The organism is Mycobacterium dioxanotrophicus (assembly GCF_002157835.1).
GTDB classification, from domain to species: domain Bacteria; phylum Actinomycetota; class Actinomycetes; order Mycobacteriales; family Mycobacteriaceae; genus Mycobacterium; species Mycobacterium dioxanotrophicus.
In genome coordinates, this window is sequence record NZ_CP020809.1 from 5975662 (window position 1) to 5998702 (window position 23041).

General features: G+C 66.5%; 19 protein-coding genes and 1 pseudogene. 9 read left to right on the forward strand and 11 right to left on the reverse strand.

Translation table 11 applies throughout. The annotated features are described in order from the left end of the window. The first annotated feature begins 43 nt into the window (after positions 1-43). Positions 44-1912, forward strand: a complete 1869-nt coding sequence (locus tag BTO20_RS29055) for a S9 family peptidase (protein ID WP_087079371.1) — start codon at positions 44-46, stop codon at positions 1910-1912. 75 nt (positions 1913-1987) lie between these two features. On the opposite strand, the gene sucD is transcribed toward BTO20_RS29055, so the two are convergent. Further along, on the reverse strand, positions 1988-2899 hold the full coding sequence (gene sucD, locus BTO20_RS29060; protein WP_087079372.1) for a succinate--CoA ligase subunit alpha: 912 nt from the start codon (positions 2897-2899) through the stop codon (positions 1988-1990). Positions 2900-2922: 23 nt separating this feature from the next. Next, positions 2923-4086: an ADP-forming succinate--CoA ligase subunit beta gene (gene sucC, locus BTO20_RS29065; protein ID WP_087079373.1), complete on the reverse strand. Its 1164-nt coding sequence runs from the start codon at positions 4084-4086 to the stop codon at positions 2923-2925. 272 nt (positions 4087-4358) lie between these two features. On the opposite strand from sucC, the gene BTO20_RS29070 reads away from it, so the two are divergent. The 3 genes from BTO20_RS29070 to BTO20_RS29080 are packed head-to-tail and all read left to right on the forward strand — an operon-like array spanning position 4359 to position 6556. Continuing rightward, complete coding sequence (locus tag BTO20_RS29070) at positions 4359-5450, forward strand: M23 family metallopeptidase (protein WP_198344099.1); 1092 nt, start codon at positions 4359-4361, stop codon at positions 5448-5450. Beyond that, positions 5451-6101 carry a hypothetical protein gene (locus tag BTO20_RS29075; protein WP_087079374.1) on the forward strand — a complete coding sequence of 217 codons (651 nt, stop codon included), beginning with the start codon at positions 5451-5453 and terminating at the stop codon, positions 6099-6101. Continuing rightward, the gene (locus BTO20_RS29080; RefSeq protein ID WP_087079375.1) at positions 6098-6556 is read left to right on the forward strand and encodes a hypothetical protein; all 459 of its coding nucleotides are present in this window, start codon (positions 6098-6100) and stop codon (positions 6554-6556) included. Before BTO20_RS29075 ends, BTO20_RS29080 begins: the two co-directional genes overlap by 4 nt. Here the strand turns inward: BTO20_RS29080 and pcrA are convergent. Next, entirely contained in the window at positions 6553-8886 is a 2334-nt protein-coding gene (gene pcrA, locus BTO20_RS29085) for a DNA helicase PcrA (RefSeq protein WP_087079376.1), read from the reverse strand. The genes BTO20_RS29080 and pcrA overlap by 4 nt on opposite strands. Before the next feature lie 71 nt (positions 8887-8957). On the opposite strand from pcrA, the gene BTO20_RS29090 reads away from it, so the two are divergent. Next, positions 8958-9200: a chorismate mutase gene (locus BTO20_RS29090; RefSeq protein WP_029372559.1), complete on the forward strand. Its 243-nt coding sequence runs from the start codon at positions 8958-8960 to the stop codon at positions 9198-9200. Positions 9201-9241: 41 nt separating this feature from the next. Here BTO20_RS29090 and BTO20_RS29095 read toward each other — a convergent pair whose 3' ends face one another. From BTO20_RS29095 to BTO20_RS29105, 3 genes are all read right to left on the reverse strand, one after another. Then, positions 9242-10099: a hypothetical protein gene (locus BTO20_RS29095; RefSeq protein ID WP_087079377.1), complete on the reverse strand. Its 858-nt coding sequence runs from the start codon at positions 10097-10099 to the stop codon at positions 9242-9244. A gap of 68 nt (positions 10100-10167) precedes the next feature. Beyond that, entirely contained in the window at positions 10168-12195 is a 2028-nt protein-coding gene (locus tag BTO20_RS29100) for an acyltransferase family protein (protein WP_198344100.1), read from the reverse strand. A gap of 106 nt (positions 12196-12301) precedes the next feature. Beyond that, complete coding sequence (locus BTO20_RS29105) at positions 12302-13750, reverse strand: NAD-dependent succinate-semialdehyde dehydrogenase (RefSeq protein WP_087079378.1); 1449 nt, start codon at positions 13748-13750, stop codon at positions 12302-12304. 56 nt (positions 13751-13806) lie between these two features. On the opposite strand from BTO20_RS29105, the gene pgi reads away from it, so the two are divergent. After that, entirely contained in the window at positions 13807-15456 is a 1650-nt protein-coding gene (pgi, locus tag BTO20_RS29110) for a glucose-6-phosphate isomerase (RefSeq protein WP_087082848.1), read from the forward strand. An 18-nt stretch (positions 15457-15474) separates the two neighbouring features. Here pgi and BTO20_RS29115 read toward each other — a convergent pair whose 3' ends face one another. Further along, a complete protein-coding gene (locus BTO20_RS29115) occupies positions 15475-16224 on the reverse strand; it encodes an SDR family oxidoreductase (protein ID WP_087079379.1) in 750 nt (249 codons plus the stop codon). A gap of 29 nt (positions 16225-16253) precedes the next feature. Further along, complete coding sequence (locus BTO20_RS29120) at positions 16254-17816, reverse strand: MFS transporter (protein WP_087079380.1); 1563 nt, start codon at positions 17814-17816, stop codon at positions 16254-16256. A gap of 192 nt (positions 17817-18008) precedes the next feature. On the opposite strand from BTO20_RS29120, the gene BTO20_RS29125 reads away from it, so the two are divergent. Together BTO20_RS29125 and scpB are read left to right on the forward strand one after the other, a co-directional pair. Further along, positions 18009-19328 carry an acetyl-CoA hydrolase/transferase family protein gene (locus tag BTO20_RS29125; protein WP_198344101.1) on the forward strand — a complete coding sequence of 440 codons (1320 nt, stop codon included), beginning with the start codon at positions 18009-18011 and terminating at the stop codon, positions 19326-19328. Between the two features lie 7 nt (positions 19329-19335). Further along, entirely contained in the window at positions 19336-20106 is a 771-nt protein-coding gene (scpB, locus tag BTO20_RS29130; RefSeq protein ID WP_087079381.1) for a methylmalonyl-CoA decarboxylase, read from the forward strand. 5 nt (positions 20107-20111) lie between these two features. Here the strand turns inward: scpB and BTO20_RS40725 are convergent, their stop codons facing one another. The 3 genes and pseudogenes from BTO20_RS40725 to BTO20_RS29140 all read right to left on the reverse strand — a co-directional run bounded on the left by BTO20_RS40725 (position 20112) and on the right by BTO20_RS29140 (position 22182). Further along, the gene (locus BTO20_RS40725) at positions 20112-20600 is read right to left on the reverse strand and encodes a zinc finger domain-containing protein (RefSeq protein ID WP_408632213.1); all 489 of its coding nucleotides are present in this window, start codon (positions 20598-20600) and stop codon (positions 20112-20114) included. Between the two features lie 120 nt (positions 20601-20720). Continuing rightward, positions 20721-21092 (reverse strand): annotated as a pseudogene (locus tag BTO20_RS40730) (DNA-formamidopyrimidine glycosylase family protein); the annotation flags it as partial. Next, on the reverse strand, positions 20980-22182 hold the full coding sequence (locus BTO20_RS29140; RefSeq protein WP_087079383.1) for an FAD-dependent monooxygenase: 1203 nt from the start codon (positions 22180-22182) through the stop codon (positions 20980-20982). The pseudogene BTO20_RS40730 and the gene BTO20_RS29140, both read right to left, overlap by 113 nt. Before the next feature lie 78 nt (positions 22183-22260). Between BTO20_RS29140 and BTO20_RS29145 the strand changes: the two genes are divergently transcribed. Then, the gene (locus tag BTO20_RS29145; RefSeq protein ID WP_087082852.1) at positions 22261-23022 is read left to right on the forward strand and encodes an IclR family transcriptional regulator; all 762 of its coding nucleotides are present in this window, start codon (positions 22261-22263) and stop codon (positions 23020-23022) included. The last annotated feature ends 19 nt before the right edge of the window (positions 23023-23041 follow it).

The following is a 23041-nucleotide window of genomic DNA, read 5'->3' on the forward strand; positions in this document are numbered from 1 at the left end:
GCCCACGCCCGTCGAACAAGCCTGCCCAGCGAAAGGACTCTCAATGACGCTACCCGAGCTCATCACCGTCGAAGACTTCTTCAGCCCACCCGTGCGCACCGCCGCGACCATCTCGCCCGACGGCACCAGAATCGCCTATCTCGCGCCGTGGAAGAACCGGCTCAACGTATGGATCGAGAACCTCGACGGCGACACCGAGCCGAGGTGCGTGACGGCCGACGAGACCCGCAGCGTCTACATCTACCGGTGGACCCATGATTGCCGCTGGCTGCTCTACCTGCAGGACAGCGGCGGTGACGAGAACTGGCACATCTACCGCGTGGACCTGGAACACCCCGAGAATCCGGCGGTCGACCTGACGCCGTTCCCAGGTGTGCGATCGGATTTCGACCTTCTCAAGGGGCGTCCCGGCAAGGCGATGGTCCAGCTCAACAAGCGCGACCCACAGCTGTTCGATGCCTACGAGCTCGACATCGCCACCGGCGAGCTTTCCTTGCTCGCGGAGAACCCCGGCACGGTGATCGGCTGGATGTGCAGCCAGCACGGCGATCTCTTCACCTCGGTGTTGACCGCCGACGGCGATGTCGAACTGTCGCAATGGGATACGGACACCAAGTCGTTGCGTCCGATCAAGACATACGACGGCACCGACTATCCCGTCGGCATCCATCCCGTAACGATCACCCCTGACGGCGCGGGCATCTGGCTCGGATCCAACCACGGCACCGACCGGACCAGGCTTGCCCGCCTCGATGTCGCCACCGGCGTGGAAACCGAGGTGGACAGTCACCCGTCGTTCGACCTGGCCGCGCAGATGGTGCTGCCGTCACCGCTGATCCTCAGCGAACGCACGGGCGAATTGATCGGGGCCCGCTACTACGGTGACCGCCAGGTGATCCACGCCCTCGACGCGGATTTCGCTGCGGTCCTGCAGAACCTGACCGAGCTCAGTGCGGGCGATCTCGGCGCGGTCTCGTCCGACAGCAGCGGGCAACGCTGGGTCGTCAACTTCATGCACGACCGTGACCCCTGGGTGACGTACTTCTACGACCACACCACGGGCGAGAGCCGAATGTTGTTCCGGCCGTATCCGAATCTGAATCCTGACGTGCTGGCCCCGATGACACCTGTCACCATCACCGCGCGCGACGGGCTGGACCTGCACTCCTATCTGACCCTGCCCGTCGGGGTCGATCCGGTGGAGCTGCCGTTGGTGCTGCTGGTGCACGGCGGTCCGTGGTCACGCGACGTCTGGGCCTACCAGCCCGACGTGCAGATGCTGGCCAACCGCGGATATGCGGTGCTACAGGTCAACTTTCGCGGATCCACCGGCTACGGCAAAGCTTTCACCAAGGCGGCCATCGGGGAGTTCGCAGGCAAGATGCACGACGATCTGATCGATGCCGTCGACTGGGCCGTCAAACAGGGCTACGCCGATCGCGACCGGGTGGGCATCTTCGGCGGTTCCTACGGCGGCTACGCAGCGCTCGTGGGTGTCACGTTCACGCCGGATGTCTTCGCCGCGGCCATCGACTACGTCGGGATCTCCAGTCTCGCGAACTTCATGCGCACGCTGCCGAATGTCGCCCGGCCGTTCCTGGCCACCAACTGGCACATGTACGTCGGCGACCCGAGCGATCCCGCGCGGGAGGCCGACATGCTGGCCCGCTCGCCCATCACGAGGGTCGAGCAGATCCGCACACCGCTGCTGGTTGTCCAGGGCGCCAACGATTCTCGCGTGGTGCAGGCCGAATCCGACAACCTCGTCGAGGCACTACGCACGCGCGGCGTCGAGGTCGAGTACATGGTCAAGGACGACGAGGGGCACGGATTCCTCAACCCGGACAACCAGATCGACATGTACCGCGCTGTCGAACGCTTCCTCGCCGAGCACTTGGGCGGTCGCGTTTAACTGCCGAGCAGACACATCGGCCCCCGACACGCGGGGCGTGCGGGGGCCTACGCGTCTGCTCGCGCAGAAAAAAAACTAGCCCTCGAGGATGGCGCGGGCCAGTGCCGCAGTCTCCGACGGGGTCTTGCCGACCTTCACACCGGCGGCCTCCAGGGCCTCCTTCTTGGCGGCGGCGGTACCCGAGCTGCCCGACACGATGGCGCCGGCGTGGCCCATGGTCTTGCCCTCGGGAGCGGTGAAGCCCGCGACGTAGCCGACGACCGGCTTGGTGACGTTGGCCTTGATGTAGTCGGCGGCACGCTCTTCGGCGTCGCCACCGATCTCGCCGATCATCACGATGATCTTGGTCTCGGGATCCTTCTCGAACGCCTCGATGGCGTCGATGTGGGTGGTGCCGATGACCGGGTCGCCGCCGATGCCGATGGCGGTCGAGAAGCCGAGATCGCGCAGCTCGTACATCATCTGGTAGGTCAGCGTGCCCGACTTCGACACCAGGCCGATCGGGCCCTTGCCGGTGATGTTGTTCGGCGTGATGCCGACCAGCGACTCGCCGGGGGTGATGATGCCCGGGCAGTTGGGGCCGATGATGCGCGTCTTCGGGGCCCGGTCGCCGCCCTTAGAAAGGTTGTAGGCCCACGCGTAGGCGCTGTCCTGCACCGGGATTCCCTCGGTGATGACCACCAGCAGCGGGATCTCGGCGTCGATGGCCTCGATGATGGCGTCCTTGGAGAAGGCGGGCGGCACGAAGGCGATCGACACGTCGGCGCCGGTCTCCTTCATGGCCTCGGCGACCGATGCGAACACCGGGAGTTGGATTGCCGCACCATCTTTGTCCACATGCTCAACCTTGGTGCCGGCCTTGCGGGCGTTGACGCCGCCGACCACCTGGGTGCCGGCCTTGAGCATCAGCGTGGTGTGTTTGGTGCCCTCACCGCCGGTGATGCCCTGGACGATGACCTTGCTGTCTTTGTTCAGAAAAATCGACATAGCTGTGTTTCCCCTAAAGTCCGCTATTTGTTGGCCAGCTCGGCGGCCTTGTCGGCACCGGCGTCCATGGTCTCGGCCTGGATGACCAGGGGGTGGTTGGCCTCGGCGAGGATGCGGCGGCCCTCCTCGACGTTGTTGCCGTCCAGGCGGACGACCAGCGGCTTGTTGGCCTCGTCACCGAGGATCTGCAGCGCCTTGACGATGCCGTTGGCCACCGCGTCACACGCGGTGATGCCACCGAACACGTTGACGAACACGCTCTTGACCTGGCTGTCGCCCAGGATGACGTCCAGACCGTTGGCCATCACCTCGGCCGAGGCGCCACCACCGATGTCGAGGAAGTTGGCGGGCTTGACGCCGCCGTGCTTCTCACCGGCGTAGGCGACGACGTCGAGCGTCGACATGACCAGGCCCGCGCCGTTGCCGATGATGCCGACCGCACCGTCGAGCTTGACGTAGTTGAGGTCGTTCTCCTTGGCCTTGAGCTCGAGCGGATCGGTCGCGTCCTTGTCCTCGAACTCGGCGTGGCCGGGCTGCCGGAAGTCGGCGTTGGCGTCGAGGGTGACCTTGCCGTCCAGCGCCAGGATCTGGTCGTCGGGCGTACGCACCAGCGGGTTGACCTCAACCAGGGTGGCGTCCTCCTTGACGAACACCTCCCACAGCTTCTGGATCGTCACCGCGGCGGCGTCGAGCACCTCGGCGGGCAGGTGGCCCTGCTCGGCGATGGACCGCGCGAAGGCGAGATCGACACCCTTGACGGCGTCGACGGGGACCTTGGCCAGCCGCTCGGGCTTGGTGGCGGCGACCTCTTCGATCTCCATGCCGCCCTCGACCGAGCACATGGCGAGGTACGTGCGGTTGGCGCGATCGAGCAGGAAGGAGATGTAGTACTCCTCGGCGATCTCGCTCGCCTCGGCGACCAGCAGCTTCTTGACGACATGGCCCTTGATGTCCAGGCCGAGGATGTTCTGCGCGTGGGTGAACGCGTCGTCGGCGGTGGCGGCGTACTTGACGCCACCGGCCTTGCCACGGCCGCCCACCTTGACCTGCGCCTTGACCATGACGGGCTTGCCGATCTCCTCGGCGATGGCCTTGGCGCCTTCGGCGGTGTCGGTGACCCGACCTGCCGAAGTGGGGACGTTGTGCTTGGCGAACAGCTCTTTCGCCTGGTACTCGAAAAGATCCATGTGTTTCCTCTATGAGGCGGTATCTGTCTGCGTTGACTTCGAAGCTGCCCGGTCGGAAGTACGACTGACGGGCCCGTGGGCACTTTATCCATCACCTCGTGAGCGGTAACCACCGCCTGCCGACGATGTGGTATATCTCACCGGACCCTGGCGGTGATACAGATCACATTCTGCAGCGGAATGCCCGGAGGAGTTGCCACCATCATTGGGGTTTGGTTAACGTGCCTCTGGTCCAGATCACGCTGAGGTCACGACGAGAAGGATTTCCTGGGTTGTCGCAGCATCGTTCGTCCGTATCTCCCACAGGGGTATCGATGAACGCTCGGGACCGGAAAAACATGTCGGCTGATGCACTGGACGCAGCGGAGATCACCGACATCATTCCGTTCAACGAGTTCGGAAAACTCTCTGACCTGGAGTTTCACAGCTCTGGCGCGTTTGATCGGGAATCTCGCGTGATCCACGCCCCCGAACTCGACGACATGCACGACACCGACGACCTGATCCCGGTCCGGCTGGCCGTGCCGTCGGAATTCCGCGCCGAATCCGGCACCGACCGCGGCACCCGCGGCTCCAGCCACGCCTACCGCGACAGCCACACCGACGTGAGTGACGGCAATGCCGCCACCGACGTCATCGACATGAGCAGCCGCCGCGGCGCTCACCGCAAGGAAACGCCGGGCCCCGTCAAGAGCCGCCTGCTGATCGCCGCCATGGCCGCGGGCGCCACCGCCGCTGGGGCCTACTCGTTGACCAGCGGCACCCAAGCCAGCGCCGACGACACCATCGTCGCCTCCGGCGCCAGCACCGCACGCACCGCCGGCTCCACGGGCTCGGTGGACGGCATGCAGATCGTCACCGTCGCCGCCGACAACAACTCCGCGGTGCATGCCGAGGAGATCACCAAGGCCGCCGCGTTCGCGCAGGAGCGCGCCGAGCGCGAGGCCCGGCTGTCGCGCCCGCTGTTCGTGATGCCCACCAAGGGTTTTGTCTGGACCTCGACGTTCGGCTACCGCTGGGGCGTTCTGCACGCCGGCATCGACCTGGCCAGCCCGATCGGCACCCCCATCGCCGCGGTCTCCGACGGCGTGGTCATCGACGTCGGCCCGACGGCCGGTTACGGGGCCTGGGTCAAGCTGCGCCACGCCGACGGCACCGTCACGCTGTACGGCCACATCAACAGCTGGAACGTCAGCGTCGGTCAGCGCGTCATGGCAGGCGATCAGATCGCCACCGTCGGCAACCGGGGTAACTCAACCGGCCCGCACCTGCACTTCGAGGTTCTGCTCAACGGCACGCAGCGCATCGACCCGGTGCCGTGGCTGGCGCAGCGCGGGCTCAGCCCGGGCAACTATGTTGGCTGAGTGAGCGACTCCGCCGAAAACAGAGCCTCAACCGGCCCGTCCGACGATCAGACTCGCATCATCCGGCGACAGCCCGCCGACCCCGCGTCCGCCCCGATCGCGGCGCAGCACGAACCCAAGACCAGCATCATCCGCCGCCACCCCACCGGCGCCATCCCCACCGCGGCCGACGCCGAACCCGCGACCGGTTTGATCTCGCGCGACGCTGACGACCAGACCCAGACCCGCCACATTCCCCGCGCCCGTCCGCTGACGATTCCCCGCACCCCGGCAGGCGCCAACCCACGCACGTCGGTCGCCGCCGCCACAGCCGGCATCCTCAGCGGCTGGGCCACCGCCATGATCGCCACCGACCTGATCGCCGGATGGTGGCGCAGTGACCGGCTGTTCTGCCTGGCGATCGGTTTTCTCACCGCGATCTCGGCCGCGGCCACCATCGGCGGGCTCATCGCCGTGCTTCTGCGCAAGCGCATGGGCCGGCTGCTGATCGTTGTCGGCTCGATCATCGGGCTGCTGATCTTCGGCAGCCTGTTCATCGCGGGCGCCCGGCTGCATCCCGTGGTGTACGCGATGCCGGTGCTGCCGGTGGCGGCCATCGCACTTACGCTGCTGCCGTCCACCCAGCGCTGGGCGGCGGGACCACGACAGTGAATCCACTGACCTACCAACCTGTTTCGACGCCACGAGGCAAGGGCATCGCCATCACCACGACGGTATTGGCCGTGCTCTGCGCGGGCATCAACGTGTTGGCTGCAGCCAGTGTGGTGTTGATGCATCTGTTCCTCGAACTGCTTGACGCAGTGCAGAACTGGGACAGTCTGAAACCGGACGCCGAGCAGCAGCATTCGACGTCGGCGTGGTTCGTCGCCGCAGCCGCGGTGCTGATCGTCGCCGCGGTGGCGCTGATCGTCGGCGCGGTTCAGCTGATGCTGTGCAAGACATCCGGTCAGGTCATCGTGGTGGTGAGCGCGGTGATCTCCGCCGTCGCGCTGATCGCCACCCCACTGGCCTGGGCCACCGCAATGACCTTGAGCATCGCACCGCTGATCGTCGCCGGGTTCGCATTACTGCCCGGCATCAGGCGCTGGTGTAGGGGAACCGGCTAGAGCTTCTGCACCGGCGCGTGGTTGTGCATCAGCTTGACCCGCCCCGCACTGCCGAAGTCGATCAGCGACATGGCGGTCTCGCCCATCCCTGAGACCTCCTCGACGCGTCCCAGGCCGTATTTGTCGTGGGTGACCCGATCGCCCGGCTCCAGCACGATCAGGGGGCGGTTACGGGCCGCGGCAGGGCGTGCCGGCGCTGGACGCGGAGCCCCGTAGCGCCCGGCATTACCCACAGGAGCGCTGAACGCTGACGCAGGCTGCTCGACGCGACGCCAGTTGATGAGTTCCTCCGGAATCTCCCGCAGGAAGCGGGATTCCGGGTTGAGCATCGGCTGGCCCCACGACGAGCGGACCTTGGCCCGGCTCAGGTAGAGCCGCTGGCGCGCGCGGGTGATGCCCACGTAGGCCAGCCGCCGCTCCTCGGACAGCTCGGTCGGATCGCCCAGCGCCCGCATGTGCGGGAACATGCCGTCCTCCCAGCCCGTGACGAACACCGCGGGAAACTCCAGCCCCTTGGCGGTGTGCAGCGTCATCATCGTCACCACACCGGCGCCATCCTCAGGGATCTCATCGGCGTCGGCGACCAGGGAGACCCGCTCCAGGAACTGAGCCAGCACGCCGGTGTCGGGGATGTCCTCGTCGACCGGTTCGTCCTCGGCCAACGCCTGGGCGTTGGCCAGGTCCGTGCTGAACTCGTGTGCGACGCTGACCAATTCGTTGAGGTTGTCGAGCCGCGCCAAATCCTGCGGATCGCTGGAGGCCTCCAGTTCGCGACGGTATCCGGTGCGTTCCAGCACCGCCTCGACCAGGTCGCCGAGTTCGTTGTCGAGCCTGCCGCGCAGATCGTCGAGCAGTGCGACGAAACTCGCGATCGCCTTCTCCGAGCGGGTGTTGAGCATCGGCACCCGGCCCTCCGCGGCGGCCTGCAGCGCATCGTTGAAGCTGCCGCCGGTGTTCTCGGCGTAAACCGCAACGCAGGCCTCGGCCCGGTCCCCGATGCCGCGGCGCGGGGTGTTGAGGATGCGGCGCATGCTCACCGAGTCGCCCGGATTGTCCAGCACGCGCAGGTACGCGACGATGTCGCGAATCTCCCGGCGCTCGTAAAAGCGCACTCCCCCAACCACTTTGTAGGGAATGCCAGCCCGGATGAACACCTCTTCCAAGGCACGCGAGGAGTTGTTGGTGCGGTAGAACACCGCGACGTCGCCGTACTTCAGCCCCTCGCGGTCGGCCAGTGCGTCGATCTCCTCGGCAACGAACCGGGCCTCGTCGTGCTCGTTGTCGGCCACGTAGCCGACGATCAGCTCGCCCTCACCGGCGTCGGTCCACAGCCGCTTCTCGCGCCTGCCGGCGTTGCGGGCGATCACCGAGTTCGCGGCGTTGAGGATGGTCTGGGTGGAGCGGTAATTCTGTTCCAGCAGAATCGTCGTCGCGTCGGGATAGTCCCGTTCGAAATCCTCGATGTTGCGGATGGTGGCGCCGCGGAAGGCGTAGATCGACTGATCGGCGTCACCCACCACGCACAGCTCGGCAGGCGGCACCGTGTTGTCGGTGCCCTCGATGTCGTGTCCGACCAGTTCGCGGACCAGGACGTACTGGGCGTGGTTGGTGTCCTGGTACTCATCGACCAGGATGTGCCGGAACCGCCGCCGGTAGTACTGCGCGATCTGCGGGAAGGCCTGCAGCACGGCGACCGTCTCACCGATCAGGTCGTCGAAGTCCAGCGCATTGGCCGCCCGCAGCCGGCGCTGGTATTCCGCATAGACCTGGGCGACGATGCCGGCCATCTCCTCGGCGGCCTCCGACGCCTCGGCCGCGGCCTGTTCCGGGCCGATCAGCTCGTTCTTCAGGTTGGAGATGCTGTTGGCCAGCAGCCGCGGCGAATAGCGCTTGGTATCCAGGCCCATGTCCTTGCCGATCATCATCAGCAGGCGACGCGAATCGTCGGAGTCGTAGATCGAGAAATTGGAGTTCAGCCCCGGCAGCAGCGAGGCCTGGTTGCGCAGGATGCGCACGCACGAGGAATGGAAGGTGGAGATCCACATGTTCCTTGCTCGCGGGCCCACCAACCCGACGACCCGCTCACGCATCTCCGCGGCGGCCTTGTTGGTGAACGTGATGGCCAGGATCTGCCCCACCCCGACGTCGCGGGCGGCGAGCAGATACGCGATCCGCCGTGTCAGCACCGCTGTCTTGCCCGATCCGGCTCCCGCGACGATGAGCAGCGGCGAGCCCTCGTGCAGCACGGCCTGGCGCTGCTGGGGGTTGAGCCCTTCCAGGAGCTGATCGGTTTCTGAGACAGTCGGGGAGGCGACGGGCGAGGTGGTCATATCGCCCTCAAACTTACCGCCGCGCCACGACAGTTTTGCGCTGGCACGGGCTTGACTGAGAGCATCGAGCCGTGCCTGACATCGATGAACTGCGTCGTGAGATCGACGAACTCGACGCCACCATCCTGGCCGCCGTCCAGCGGCGCACCGAGGTTTCCAAGATGATCGGCCAAGCCCGCATGGCGTCGGGCGGCACCCGCCTGGTACACAGCCGGGAGATGAAGGTCATCGAGCGCTTCAGCGTGCTCGGGCCCGAGGGCAAGGACCTGGCGATGCTGCTGCTGCGCCTCGGTCGCGGACGGCTCGGCCACTAGGAGCTTCCGCGGAACTGCATTCCCGGTCGTCAAACCAGCCGCTAAGCAACCCTGCCTTCCGCCTGGCGGCGCGCCCACGCTGCGCGTACTCGATCAAGGATGTCGCGCGGCCGATCCTCCTTGATAACGCGGACATGGAGCCAGCCCCGGCGTTGGATCTTCCTGAGCCTGATCACGTCCCACGCATATCTGACCCGGTCGGTGCGGTGCTGATCGCCGTCGTACTCGACAGCGATCATCGCGTGCTCCCACCCCATGTCCAGATACGCAAACTCGTAGCCATGCTCGTCCACCACTGGAATCTGGGTCTCGGGTCGGGGATAGCCAGCATCCATCAACAACAAACGAAGCCACGTCTCTTTCGGTGACTGTGCGCCGGCATCCATCAGGCTCAGTGCTTCACGACACCGCCGGACGCCATGCGCACCCCGGAAGTCCTCGACGAGCGGCAGGACGTGGTCAGCCGCCAGACCGGTCGCTGCGGCAAGCGCGTCGAGGTGCTCAACGGCGGCTCCCCGAGGCAGGAACCGGCCGAGGTCCAACGCGGTGCGCTGAATCGTGGCGACCGCCATACCGTTGATCTCGACGACATCCTCACAGGTGAAGCGGTCGTTGTGGGTGATGATCCCCGGCGGCGGGCGATGGTTTTGCCAGATCAATTCGATCGGAGCTGCGTCGTCGACCCATTTCGCCCCGTGTAGCGCCGATGCGGCGCGTCCGGTGATGACCGCCCGCCGCTTGGACCACAGCCAGGCGGCCATGGTGTTGCCGTACAGCGTCGGCTCTGCGATGCGCGGTTGGTACACGTCAGGAAATATCGGCCGGTACGCAGACCGTAGCCGTCCGCGAGTGAGTTCACCGCGTGCCAGCGCTTCGCTACCCAAGAAGATCGTGCCCATGCCGGCGATCTTGCTCAGCCACTCCGACAGGCACCCCAGACTGCAGTCAGGGTTGCTTAGCCGCCCGTTTAACGACCGGGAATGCCGTTCCGCGACGAGGAGGACGGGGTGCGCAGGGCGTCGGCCAACCACGGCGCGAGCCACTTGACGGCCTCGGCCGTGGGGTGCACACCGTCGCTGCGCATCCTGATCCCGTCGATGCGCGCGGTGTAGGCACCGCCGGGATCGAGCTTGGCGTTGAAATCGAGGACCTCGAAGTTCGGTCGGTTACCGACGACCGTGCGCAAGATCTTGTTCCACTCCTGCACCCGCGCAGGCTGATCCTCGGGATAGAGACTGCCGTCGGAGCGTTCACCCCGCCGGTTGTACGGAGCCGTCGTCACCACCACCCGCGCGCCCGTCGAACCCAGGATGTCCAGGGCCCGCTGCAGCTCGCCCTGCAGGTACTTGGTGAAGTCCGGGTCGCCGATGTGCGTCCAGTGGCCCTGCCACATCCGGTCGACGGTCTCCCAGCGGCCGATCATCAGCAGGACGACGTCGGGTCGGTCGTGGGTCACGCGCTGCGTCCAACGCTCCGGCCAGGTATCGCATTCGGGTTTCTGGTTGAGGGTCTCCCCGCTGGACCGGTACGGGCCGCCGCGGGCGATACCGCAACCGATGGTGGTGTAGTCGTTGAAGTGCAGTCCCGGGGTCGACGGCAGATAGCGCATCAGCGTCCACGCCACCGAGTCGCCGAACACCCCGACCACCTTGGTGCCGGGGTCGCGCAGCGGCGCATTGCCCACGGCGACCGGCACCTCGGCGCCGACGTCCTCTTTGAGGGCCGCCGACATCACGTCGGGCCCGGTGCGTTCGGTGGGCTGCGCGACGGGCAGGACACCCATCGTCACCACGGCGGCCGTGGCCACCGTCGCCGCGGCCAGCCGCAGCATCGGCACATGCGCGGGACGCCAGCGCCGCACGGGCTGCTCGATCAGCCACCACGACGCGATGGCCGCCGCGAGTGTGACCGCGCACCGCAGCGCCAGCAGCGACCAGCTCGTCCACCCGGTGCGTTCTCCGTTGAGGATCAAGAAGATCGGCCAGTGCCACAGGTACACGCCGTAGGAGATGGCGCCGAGCGCCACGAGCGGACGCCAGGCCAATGCCTTCGCGACATACCCATCCTGATCCAGGGCGACCGGCGCGACCACCAACACCGCGCCCACCGCGACGACGATCAGCAGGCCACTCCGGAAGTCGTCGGCGTTGCCGGTGGCGACATGTGCGGTCCCCGCGAGCACGGCGAGCCCGACCACCGGCAGCAGCCAGGCGATCCAGCGCAGCCGTCGGGTGCGGATCAGCGTGCCTGACATGGTCAGCGCCGACCAGTCCCGCACCAGCAGGGCCGCCGCGGCCGCGCCGATCAGCAGCGCCTGCACACGGGTATCGGTGCCGAAGTACACCCGGTTGACGTCTTGGGTGCTGTCGCCGACCAGCAGGATGGCCTCGGCGGCCGATGCCGCGACACCCGCGGCGGCGAGCCCGAAGACCGCCCACCGCACGGTACCCGCCGAGCGGCGGCGCAGCAGCAGTGCCGCGCCGACCAACAGCAGCGGCCAGATGAGGTAGTACTGCTCCTCCACCCCCAGCGACCACGTGTGCTGCAGCGGGGACGGGGTGCCGCCCTGGGTGAAGTAGTCGGCCTTCTGAAGCACGAAGCCCCAGTTGGCAATCCAGAAGAACGCGGCGACAGCGTCGTTGCGCACACTGGCGACCGCGTCGGGCGGGAACAGGTCCCGCGCGGCGACCACCGCCAGTGTCATCACGAGCATCGCCGGCAGCAGCCTGCGCGCCCGGCGCACCCAGAACGCCTTGAGATCGATGCGGTAGGTGTTGCGGTACTCGTCGAGCAGCAGCGACGTGATCAGGAAACCGCTGAGGACGAAGAACACATCCACGCCGATGAAGCCACCGGCCAGGCCCGGGACACCGCCGTGAGCGGCCACGACCAGCAGCACGGCGACAGCACGGATGCCGTCCAGTGCCGGGATGTCGCGACGGGCGGTGGCAGCCCGGCGAACGGGGACCCGGACCGGCGCCGCAGTCACGTCCATGCCCTCCCGTCTAGGGTTCGAGCATGAGAGTCTAGGTGGCCTGCGGCGCCGAATCGGGAAGGCGCGCTGGGGAAATCCCTACTTGACTGAGCGCAATGTCGGCGCGCTAACGCGTCAGCGCAATGTACTTGGTTTCGAGGTACTCCTCGATGCCCTCGGAGCCACCCTCGCGGCCGAAGCCGGACTCTTTGACGCCACCGAACGGCGCGGCCGGGTCGGAGATGATGCCGCGGTTCACGCCGACCATGCCCGACTCGATGCCCTCGGCGACCCGCAGCGCACGGTCGAGTGACTGCGTGTACACGTAGGCGGCCAGTCCGTACTCGGTGTCGTTGGCGGCCTTGATGCCCTCGTCCTCGGTGTCGAACCCGATGATCGGCGCGACCGGACCGAACACCTCTTCCTTGAGGATGCGAGCGTCGGCCGGCACATCGGTGAGCACCGTGGCCGGGTAGAAGTTGCCCGGGCCGCCCGGAGCGACGCCACCGACGGCGACCGTCGCGCCCCGCGACACCGCATCGGAGACCAATTCGGTGACTGTGGCGACCTGGCTGGAATTGATCAGCGGACCCAACGTGGACGACGGGTCGAGACCCTTGCCGAGGGTGAACTCGCTCATGCGCTTGATCAACTTGTCGGTGAATTCTTCGCGAACCGCGTTGGCGACGTGGAACCGGTTGGCGGCCGTACAGGCCTCACCGCCGTTGCGCATCTTGGCCAGGATCGCGCCGTCGACGGCGGCATCGACGTCAGCGTCGTCGAACACGACGAACGGCGCGTTGCCGCCCAATTCCATCGATGTGCGCAACAACGCGTCGGCCGACTGCTTCACCAGCGCCTTGCCGACACTCGTCGAACCCGTGAAGGTGAGCTTGCGCAGCCGGCCGTCGTCGACGAGCGCCGAGGTCACCCCGCGGGCATCGTTGGTGGGCAGCACCGAGAGCACACCCTTGGGCAAGCCGGCCTCGTCCATCAGCTGGGCCAGCAGCAGCATGGTCAGCGGGGTCTCCTGCGCGGGCTTGACGATCATGGTGCAGCCCGCTGCGAACGCCGGGCCCATCTTCCGGGTGCCCATGGCCAGCGGGAAGTTCCACGGCGTGATGGCGTAGCAAGGGCCGACGGGCTGCTTGGTGACGATGATGCGGCCGGTTCCCGCGGGGCTGGACGTGTACCGCCCGTCGATGCGGACGGCCTCCTCGGCGAACCAACGGAAGAACTCGGCGCCGTACTTCACCTCGCCCTTGCTCTCGGCGAGCACCTTGCCCATCTCAAGTGTCATCAGCGCGGCGATGTCGTCGGCGCGTTCGGTGATCTTCTCGAACACCGACCGCAGGATCTCGCCGCGCTCCCGCGGGGCCGTCGCGGCCCACTCGGCCTGGACCGCACATGCGGCATCGAGGGCAGCGATCGCGTCCTCCGCGGTGGCATTCGAGACCGACGCCAGGACCTGGTCGTCGCTGGGGTCCAGGACGTCGAAAGTCGAGGCAGCTTCCCGCTGCTCACCGCCGATCCACAGTCCGGTTGGAACTGACTTCAGCAAGGCTGCGCTATCCATACCTCCATCATTTACTCCATTCACCATCACCGCACACTAGGGTTCTCCATATGAGCATGAGTGCCGATATTTCGACCACTGCCGCGTGGCAAGCTCTGATCCGTCATCACGACAAGATCGGCCAGACCCACTTGCGCGAGTTCTTCGCCGAGGACCCCGCCCGCGGTACCGAACTGGTGTTGAACGTCGGCGACCTCTACATCGACTACAGCAAGCACCGCATCACCCGCGAAACCGTCAAACTCCTCGTCGACCTCGCCCGCACCGCCGGCCTGGAGCAACACCGCGACGCCATGTTCGCCGGCGAACACATCAACACCTCCGAAGACCGCGCCGTACTGCACACCGCCCTGCGGCTACCCGCCAGCGCCGAACTGACCGTCGACGGCCAAAACGTCGTCGCCGACGTCCACGACGTACTCGACCGAATGGGCGCCTTCACCGACAAACTGCGCTCCGGCGAATGGACCGGCGCCACCGGCAAACGCATCACCACCGTGGTCAACGTCGGCGTCGGCGGCTCCGACCTGGGCCCGGTCATGGTCTACGACGCCCTACGGCACTACGCCGACGCAGGCATCTCAGCCCGCTTCGTATCCAACGTCGACCCCTCCCACCTGGTCGCCACCCTCGACGGACTCGACCCCGCCACAACACTTTTCGTCGTCTCCTCCAAAACCTTCTCCACCCTGGAAACCCTCACCAACGCCACCGCCGCGCGACGCTGGCTGGTCAAAGCACTCGGCGACGCCGCCGTGGCCAAACACTTCGTGGCCGTCTCCACCCACAAAAAACTCGTCGACGAATTCGGCATCAACACCGACAACATGTTCGGCTTCTGGGACTGGGTCGGCGGCCGCTACTCAGTGGACTCAGCAATCGGACTGTCGGTGATGGCCGTCATCGGCAAAGAACGCTTCGCCGAATTCCTCGCCGGCTTCCACCTCGTCGACGAACACTTCCGCACCGCCCCACTGGAAGACAACGCCCCAGCACTACTCGGCCTCATCGGCCTGTGGTACTCCAACTTCTTCGACGCACAATCACGCGCAGTCCTGCCCTACACCAACGACCTCAACCGATTCGCCGCCTACCTGCAACAACTGACCATGGAATCCAACGGCAAATCCGTACGCTGCGACGGCTCCCCAGTAAGCACCCAAACCGGCGAAATCTATTGGGGCGAACCCGGAACCAACGGACAACACGCCTTCTACCAACTACTGCACCAAGGCACCCGACTCATCCCCGCCGACTTCATCGGCTTCTCCCAACCCGTCGACGACCTCGCCACCGCCGACGGCGAAGGCAGCATGCACGACCTACTGATGAGCAACTTCTTCGCCCAAACCCAAGTACTCGCATTCGGCAAAACCGCCGCCGAAATCGCCGCCGAAGGCACCCCCGCCGACATCGTCCCCCACAAGGTGATGCCCGGAAACCGACCCACCACCTCAATCCTGGCCACCAAACTCACCCCATCAGTGGTCGGCCAACTCATCGCCCTCTACGAACACCAAGTCTTCACCGAAGGCATCATCTGGGGCATCGACTCCTTCGACCAATGGGGCGTCGAACTCGGCAAAACCCAAGCCAAAGCACTCCTCCCCGTCATCACCGCCGACCAATCCCCCGCCAAACAAACCGACTCCTCCACCGACGCCCTCGTCCGCCGCTACCGCACCGAACGCGGCCGCTCGGAGTAGGCCGGCTCGGGCCCGGCTCTACGCGAAACGCTTGGTGTACTTGGGCGGCAACAGCCGCAGCACCTGGGTCAGCGGAGCCCACGGCCATCGCGGCACCACGGCGCGGCCCTTCTCCTTCTCGATGGCCTCGACCATCGCGCGCACGCCGGTCTCGTTGTCGACCATGAGCATGGTCGAGTTCGCCTGGGCCGTCATCTCGGACTCGATGTAGCCGGGCTCGATGACCGTCACGCGGATCGGGCCTTTGTCGTACTCGGCACGTAGCGACTCCCCCAGCGAGGACATGCCGGCCTTGCTGGCGCAGTAGGCCGCTTTGCCGCCCGGCACGCCGCTGTTGCCGAGCACCGACGAGATCAGCACGAGGTGCCCGGAGCCGGACTTCTTGAACATCTCCAACGCGGACTCGATCTGCACCAGTCCGGCAACGAGATTGGTTTCCAGTGTGGCCTTGTTGGCCCAGGGCTTGCCCTCTCCCAACGGCCAGCCCTTTCCGATCCCGGCGTTGACGATCACGCGGTCGATCCCGCCGAGCTCCTCGGACAGCTCGCCGAACACCCGCGGCACCGCCTCGTGATCGTTGACGTCGAGTGCCGCGACCGCCACCTTGATGTAGGGGTGACGATCGGCCAGCTCGGCCTTGAGCTCGTCGAGCCGGTCGGTGCGGCGTGCGCACAACGCCAAATCACGGCCCTTGGCCGCGAACTGCCTGGCCATGCCGGCGCCGAGGCCCGAGCTGGCACCGGTGATGAGGATCTTCTGGCGGGTCATGGCAGCAGGATAACCGAGTTAAACACCTGTCAAGAAATGCCTTCGGTGCGGACGCCGTTTTGGCGTGGTCGCACCAGGACGAGCACGACGACGATCGCCACCACCGGCACCGCGGTCAGTATCCAGCCCAGCGTATGGATCGCCTCGACCATGCTCGCCTGGGCCCCCGCCACGACCTCCCTGGCCCGCTGCGGATCTAGCACGTTGGCACCGCCGACCGTGCCGGCGCCGCCATGCGCCGCCCTGAGCGCCTCACGCGCCTGATCGTCGGTGATCCCGGACCCAGCGAGCTTGTCCCGGCCCGAGTGCAGGAACACCGTCGTGCCGATCAGCGCGAACACCGCAGGCCCGAGCGAGTAGGCAGCCTGGCCCACACCGCTTTTCACCGCCGCGACGGCTCCGCTCAACTCCACGGGAGCGGTTTGCAGCATGATGGTGGCTTCGATTGTCTCCGCGACGGCGGCGCCGACGGCGTTGAGGGCGACGGCCGCGAACAGCACCCACAGCGGGCTGTGTTCCCCGAGCCTCGTCAGGACCAGCAACCCGGCCAGCAGCAGGAGCAATCCCGTCACGAGCACCGCTCGCCCACCCACCCGGGCCGCCGCACGGCCGGCCGCCGCCGCGCCGAGTGCCGACAGCAGCGCGGCGGGGGCCATGAGAAGCCCGAGCAGCGTGGAGGATTCGTCACGCACGGAGACGAGGTAGAAGGCGAGCAGGATCGTCATCCCACCGCCCAGGAAATTGAAGCTGGCACCGGCGAAGACGGCGGCGTCGAACGCCGGTGACCGGAAGATCCGCATGTCGAGAGCCGGGCTGGGCGTGCGCAGTTCGTAGACGATGAAGCCGGCGCCCACGACCAATCCGAATGCTATGCACACGATGGCCGTGGTGTTCAGCCCGCCCTGCAGACGTGCCAGACCATAGACCGTGGCCAACAGTGCCACCGCCACCAGCAGCAGCCCGGGCACATCGAGTCGACGGCCACCTCGCGGCGTTTCCGGCACGTACCGCAGGAGCAGGACCAAAGCGATGAGTGCCACCACGGGCGCCACGAGAAAGCCTGTGCGCCAACCGATGTGCTGAGCCAGCAGGCTGCCGACGGCCGGCATCGGAACCGCCACGGCGAAGCTCGCGCCCAGATGCAGTGAGATCGCGATCGCGCGGCGCGGCGGCGGGAAGACCACGTTGATGATGGCAAGCGACAGGCCCAGCTGCAGCGCGAACGCCACCCCGGTCGCGGCGCGGGCGAATATCAGCACGGCGGCATTGGGCGCCGCGGCGGCGAGGACACCGAACACCACGGTGCCCAGCAGACCGAACGTGTACATCCGCTTCATGCCGTACTTGTCGCCGAGTGCTCCTGCTCCCAGGACGGTCGCGGCCAGCGTGAGCGTGGCAACGCTCGCGACGAAGCTCGCGGTCCCGGCGGACAACTGTAGGCCGGCCCGCACGGAGGAGATGTTGGCCGACAGGATCACCGGGTCCGCCGCCGTGATGCTGGAGCCCAGCCCGGTCGCGAGGATGGTCATGGTCGCGGCGGTGCCCGACACCCAGGTGGGCTGGTCTGCGGTGACTGTCAATTTCCCTCGCATTGCATCCGAGCGTTGAGGCAGCCCTCGGGCAATCTTGTCAGTGGTGGGTAACCCAGACAACGCAAACTACATTATTGACGCATATGAAAGCGAAAGATCCTGCTATTCATCAGAAAAATGGGCATACCGCGCGATGGGACGTGCTACAACTTCGCCTATCCACGGCGGCTCTGAGCAAAGGAGCACATCCCGGTGTCGATCAATGCTGCGGAGTTGTACGCCGCGAAACTCACCACAGCCGAGAACGCCGTGTCGCCCATCCCGACCGGCGCAACCGTGTCATGCGGGATGGCGATCGGCCAGCCGCCCGCCCTGCTGGCTGCGACCGCGACCCGGCTGCGGAGCGGCGACCTGGGTGGCATCCGGCTGTATTACAAGATCGCCATGGACCCACTCGGTAAGACGCTGCTCGCCGAGGATGTCATCGAAAAGGTGGGTGCCCACAGCTTTTTCGTCGGTGATCCCGACCACGAGACGATCAGGCGCCAGGTCCAGACCGGCCACAAACTGGTCAGCTTCGTCCCCGTGCATTTCAGTCAGATCCCGCGACTGTTCGAGGAATTCATCGACCTCGACACGTTCATGGTCACCGTGTCACCCATGGATGGCGGCGGCTACTTCTCACTGGGCACCAACAACGACTTCTCGTCGGTCGCGGCGCGGCGGGCCAAACGCCTGATTGTCGAGGTGAACCGCAACATGCCGCGGGTATTCGGGCAGTCCCAGATCCATGTCAGCGAGGTTGCTTCCATCGTGGAGAACGACGTGCCGCTGATCGAGGCCGGCGCCGCCGAGGCATCGCCCGAAGGTCTGGCGATCGGCGCTCTGGTGGCTCCGATGGTGCCCGACGGAGCCACCATCCAGCTCGGCATCGGCAAGATCCCGGCGGGGGTGGCCTTGGCGCTGAAGAACCACTCCGAACTCGGTCTGCACACCGAGCTCTTCTCGCCGGTCATGGCCGAGCTCATCTGTGACGGCGTCATCACCGGTGCCAGAAAGACCCTGCACCCGCACAAACACGTCTACACCGTGGCGTTCGGCACGGCGGAGTCCTATGCGTTCATGAACGACAACTCCGCGTTCGAGAGCTATCCGTCTTCCTACGTCAACGACGTCCGCACGATCGCTGCGCATGACGACTTCGTCTCCGTCAACACCGCCATCGAGATCGATCTCTACGGACAGGTCAACGCCGAGTTCATCGGTGAGCATGAATACAGCGGCTCCGGTGGCCAATTCGACTTCGTCAAGGGCGCATCCCTGGCCCGCAACGGGAAGTCGATCATCGCCCTGGCGTCGACGGCCAAGCACGGCGCGGTGTCGACGATCGTGCCCAAGGTCTCGATGGTGACCGATCCGCGGATGGACGTCGAATGGGTTGTGACCGAACACGGTGCGGTGAACTTGCGCGGCAAGTCGACCAAGGAACGTGCCGACGCGCTGATCTCCGTGGCGCATCCGGACCATCGGGCCGAATTGACCGCCGCCGCACGCAAAGTCACGCTGATCTGAGCGCGCCGTGGCCCTCGTACAGACCTCGCTCGCCGACAGCATCGGCACCATCGCCTTCGACCGCGACTCCAAGCGCAATGCGCTGTCGGCCGAGCTGATCGCCGAGACCATCGCTGCTCTCGACGATTTCAAGACCCGGCACGTTCGTGCGGTGGTGCTGCGCAGTGCGACAGCCGGCAACGTGTGGTCAGCCGGCCACGATGTCGCGGAATTGCCTGTGGCCGACCTGGATCCGCTGCCCTACAGCGACCCACTGGAGCAACTGCTGCGCGCGGTCAAGACCTTCCCCGCGCCGGTCATCGCCATGGTGCACGGCTCGGTGTGGGGTGGTGCGTGCGATCTCGTGATCGCGTGCGATCTGGCGTACGGCGACGAGACCGCCGCGTTCGCCATCACCCCCGCCAAGCTCGGATTGCCCTACAACGTCGGCGGATTCGTGAACTTCATGAGCCGGCTGCCGCTCAATGTGGTCAAGGAGATGTTTTTCTCCGCCGATCTGATCGGCGCGGAGCGCGCCGAGCGGGCCGGCATCGTCAACCAGATCGTGCCAGCTGAACAATTGGCGGACACCGTATACGCGATGGCGCAGACCATCGCCACGCGATCGTCTGCGGCGGTCGCCGCGGCGAAAGAGTCGCTGCGGGTCCTGGCACAGTCGGTAGCGGTCGATCCTGCGACGTTCGAATATCTCCACGGTCTGCGGCGCGACGTCTACTTCGGCCCCGACTACCACGAAGGAACCCAAGCCTTCCTCGAAAAGCGCGCGCCGAAGTTCTGATCCGGCTACTTCAGCAGCCGTGACATCCGTCGGTCGGCCAGCACCTTGCCGCCGGTCTGGCACGTCGGGCAATACTGAAAAGACTTGTCCGCGAAGGAGACTTCCCGCACGGTGTCCCCGCACACGGGGCAGGGCAGCCCGGTGCGGGCATGCACGCGCAGCCCGGACCGCTTCTCGCCCTTCAGCGTGGCGGCCTGCTGTCCGACCGAGCGGGTCACCGCATCGGTGAGCACCGAGATCATCGCATCGTGCAGATCGGCCAACTGGGCCTCGGTGAGCTTGTTGGCGGTCGCGAAGGGCGACAGCCTAGCCACGTGCAGAATCTCGTCGCTGTAGGCGTTACCGATCCCGGCGATCACCTTCTGGTCGGTGATCACGTTCTTGATGCGGCCGCTCTCGCCGGCGAGCGCGGCGGCCAGCGCGGACTGATCGAGTGACAACGCGTCGGGCCCGAGCGCCGCGATCTGGGGCACGTCGGCCGGGTCACGGACCACCCACACCGCGAGCCGCTTCTGCGTGCCGGCCTCGGTGAGATCGAAGCCCTCCCCTTCGAGGTGCACGCGCAGCGCGATCGGCCCCTTGCCCGACGGTTTGAGCGGCGTGGGCGCGAGCTTGTCCGACCAGCGCAGCCAGCCGGCGCGGGACAGGTGGGTGATCAGGTAGAGTTCACCGGCCTGCAATCCCAGGTACTTACCCCACCGGGCCGCGCCGGTGACGGTCTGCCCGTGCAGCGCCGACACCGGCGGGTCGAAGGTCTTGAGCACCGACAACGCGGCCACGTCGACGCGCGTCACCGCCCGTCCGATGGCATGGCGACGCAGGTGGTCGGCGAGGGCCTCTACCTCAGGCAACTCGGGCATGCCTTCCAGTGTGTCAGGCGACGCGGTCCGACGAGTAGCTCCACAGCCAGTCGGTGTACTGGTACGACGACGTGTCACGGGTACGAAACAGCTCGTTGCGCGCGATCCGACCCGCGCCGTCGACATGCCACAACTCGCCCCAGAACCGGCAGGTCTCCACGATGCGGTTGCAGCGGGGCGCACGTTCGGCGTTGACATTCTTGAGAATCTGCGGCCATGCCGCATTGCCGCCGCCCGGCACATAGTCGGCCGCCGCGTAGTCGGCAATGCACTTCGCGTCCTCGATCGCCATGACCGCGCCCGAGGCCAGGTATTGCAGCGGCGGGTGAGCGGCGTCGCCCAGCAGCATCATCCGGCCGTCGACCCAGTTCTCGATCGGTTCCCGGTCGTACATCGGCCACCACCGGTCGGTCCACATGTGCTTGAGCTGCCGGCGGATGTTCTGGTGGCAGTGCTCGTAGGCAGAGTCGAGTTCGCCCGGGCCACCCCAGTTTTCGACACCCGCGAAGTATCCGGGCGACCGGAACACGGCCACCTGGTTGAGCATCGTGCCCTGGCGCAGCGGGTATTGGATGAAGTGGCAGTTCGGCCCGATGTACCCGATGACGTCGGTGATGTCCTCGTCCAACTCGGCATCGGCGTACGGGATGGTGCCGCGGTAGGCGGCGTAGCCCGAGGACACCGGCTGGTCGTCGACGATCTTGGCGCGTAACCGGGATTTGATGCCGTCCAGCGCCAGCGCGACGTCGGCCTGGTGGGTACGTCCATCGTCGGTGGTGACGTAGGCCCGGTCGGCTTCGGTCACCACATCAGTGACGGTCAGCCCGGTGTACAGCTCGGCGCCCGCTGCGCGGGCGGCGGCCACCAGCGTGGCGTGCAGATCGCTGCGGTGGGTGACGAAGTACGGTCCGCCGTAGCGGGCCCGGTATTCGTCGCCGAGATCGACCCGGGTGAGTTCCTCGGCGGTGATCGCATCGCGAAAGACGATGCTTCGCGGGAGCACACCGTCGGCCAGCACCTCGTCGAGCAGGCCCCAGGACTGCAGGATGCGCGAGCCGTGCGGGCCGACCTGCAGACCGGCGCCCACCTCACCGAACTCGGCTGACCTCTCGAACAGCGTGACCCGGGCGCCCTTGCGGGCGAGCGCGAATGCACTTGCCGCGCCGCCGATTCCGCCTCCGGCAATGATGACGTGGGTTCCGTCCAGGCTCGACATCGTGTTCTCCCTCACCGTGATCTGACGATGATCTCCACAATGCTGGCGGCCAGCCTGGCGCAGCAATATAGTTCTGCTGTGCAGAAGAAGGCGCATCGAACCATCGAGAAGCCGGCCTATCTGCTGGAGTCCGTCGACAACGCGCTGCGGCTGCTGCAGATGCTGCGCGATGTCGGGGCACTGCGCCTCAAGGACGCGGCAGAGGAGCTGAACATCGCCCCGTCGACCGCGCACCGGCTGCTGGCCATGTTGGTCTACCGGGGGTTCGCGGTGCAGGACGAGAAGCGGCAGTACCACCCGGGTCCGGCGATGGGCGCCGGACCGGCGCAGCGCGGCTGGACCCGAGAATTCACCGACACCTGCCGCCCACACCTGGAGGCACTCGCGCTGGCCTGTGGCGAAACCGTGCACCTGGAGATCCGGGTCGGCGCGCAGATCCGGTTCCTCACTTCAGTCGAATCGAACGCCACATTGCGAGTGGGCGATCGCCAGGGCCAGGTGCTGGCCGCCGAACTCACCTCCGGTGGCCGGGCACTGCTCGCCGAGCTCTCCGACGACGCGCTCGCGGCGCTCTACCCTGCCGAACAGCTCGCCGCGTTACACAAGGAGCTGGCAGGTATCCGGGCTGCCGGGTTCGCCCTCAACGTCGAGCAGACCGAGGAGGGCGTCGCGGCGTTCGCGGTCGCTGTCCACAACCGGGCGGGCCGGGCGGTGGCCGCGGTCAGCGTCGCCGTGCCCACCGTCCGATACCGGCGCCACGCCAAGGGCGAGCTCATCCCCACGCTCAAACGCGCGGTCCGCGAACTGGAGCTCGACGTCGCGGACATCGACCCCATCTAATTCTGCAGAACAGAATCTT

Coding starts and splice junctions, on each gene's coding strand:
- BTO20_RS29055 (WP_087079371.1), top strand. CDS start 44: ATGACGCTACCCGAGCTCATCACCGTCGAAGACTTCTTCAGCCCACCC.
- pcrA (WP_087079376.1), bottom strand. CDS start 8,886: ATGACCACCTCGCCCGTCGCCTCCCCGACTGTCTCAGAAACCGATCAG.
- BTO20_RS29105 (WP_087079378.1), bottom strand. CDS start 13,750: ATGGATAGCGCAGCCTTGCTGAAGTCAGTTCCAACCGGACTGTGGATC.
- BTO20_RS29140 (WP_087079383.1), bottom strand. CDS start 22,182: ATGTCGAGCCTGGACGGAACCCACGTCATCATTGCCGGAGGCGGAATC.
- BTO20_RS29120 (WP_087079380.1), bottom strand. CDS start 17,816: ATGCGAGGGAAATTGACAGTCACCGCAGACCAGCCCACCTGGGTGTCG.
- BTO20_RS29095 (WP_087079377.1), bottom strand. CDS start 10,099: ATGGGCACGATCTTCTTGGGTAGCGAAGCGCTGGCACGCGGTGAACTC.
- BTO20_RS29115 (WP_087079379.1), bottom strand. CDS start 16,224: ATGACCCGCCAGAAGATCCTCATCACCGGTGCCAGCTCGGGCCTCGGC.
- sucC (WP_087079373.1), bottom strand. CDS start 4,086: ATGGATCTTTTCGAGTACCAGGCGAAAGAGCTGTTCGCCAAGCACAAC.
- pgi (WP_087082848.1), top strand. CDS start 13,807: ATGAGTGCCGATATTTCGACCACTGCCGCGTGGCAAGCTCTGATCCGT.
- BTO20_RS29100 (WP_198344100.1), bottom strand. CDS start 12,195: ATGGACGTGACTGCGGCGCCGGTCCGGGTCCCCGTTCGCCGGGCTGCC.
- sucD (WP_087079372.1), bottom strand. CDS start 2,899: ATGTCGATTTTTCTGAACAAAGACAGCAAGGTCATCGTCCAGGGCATC.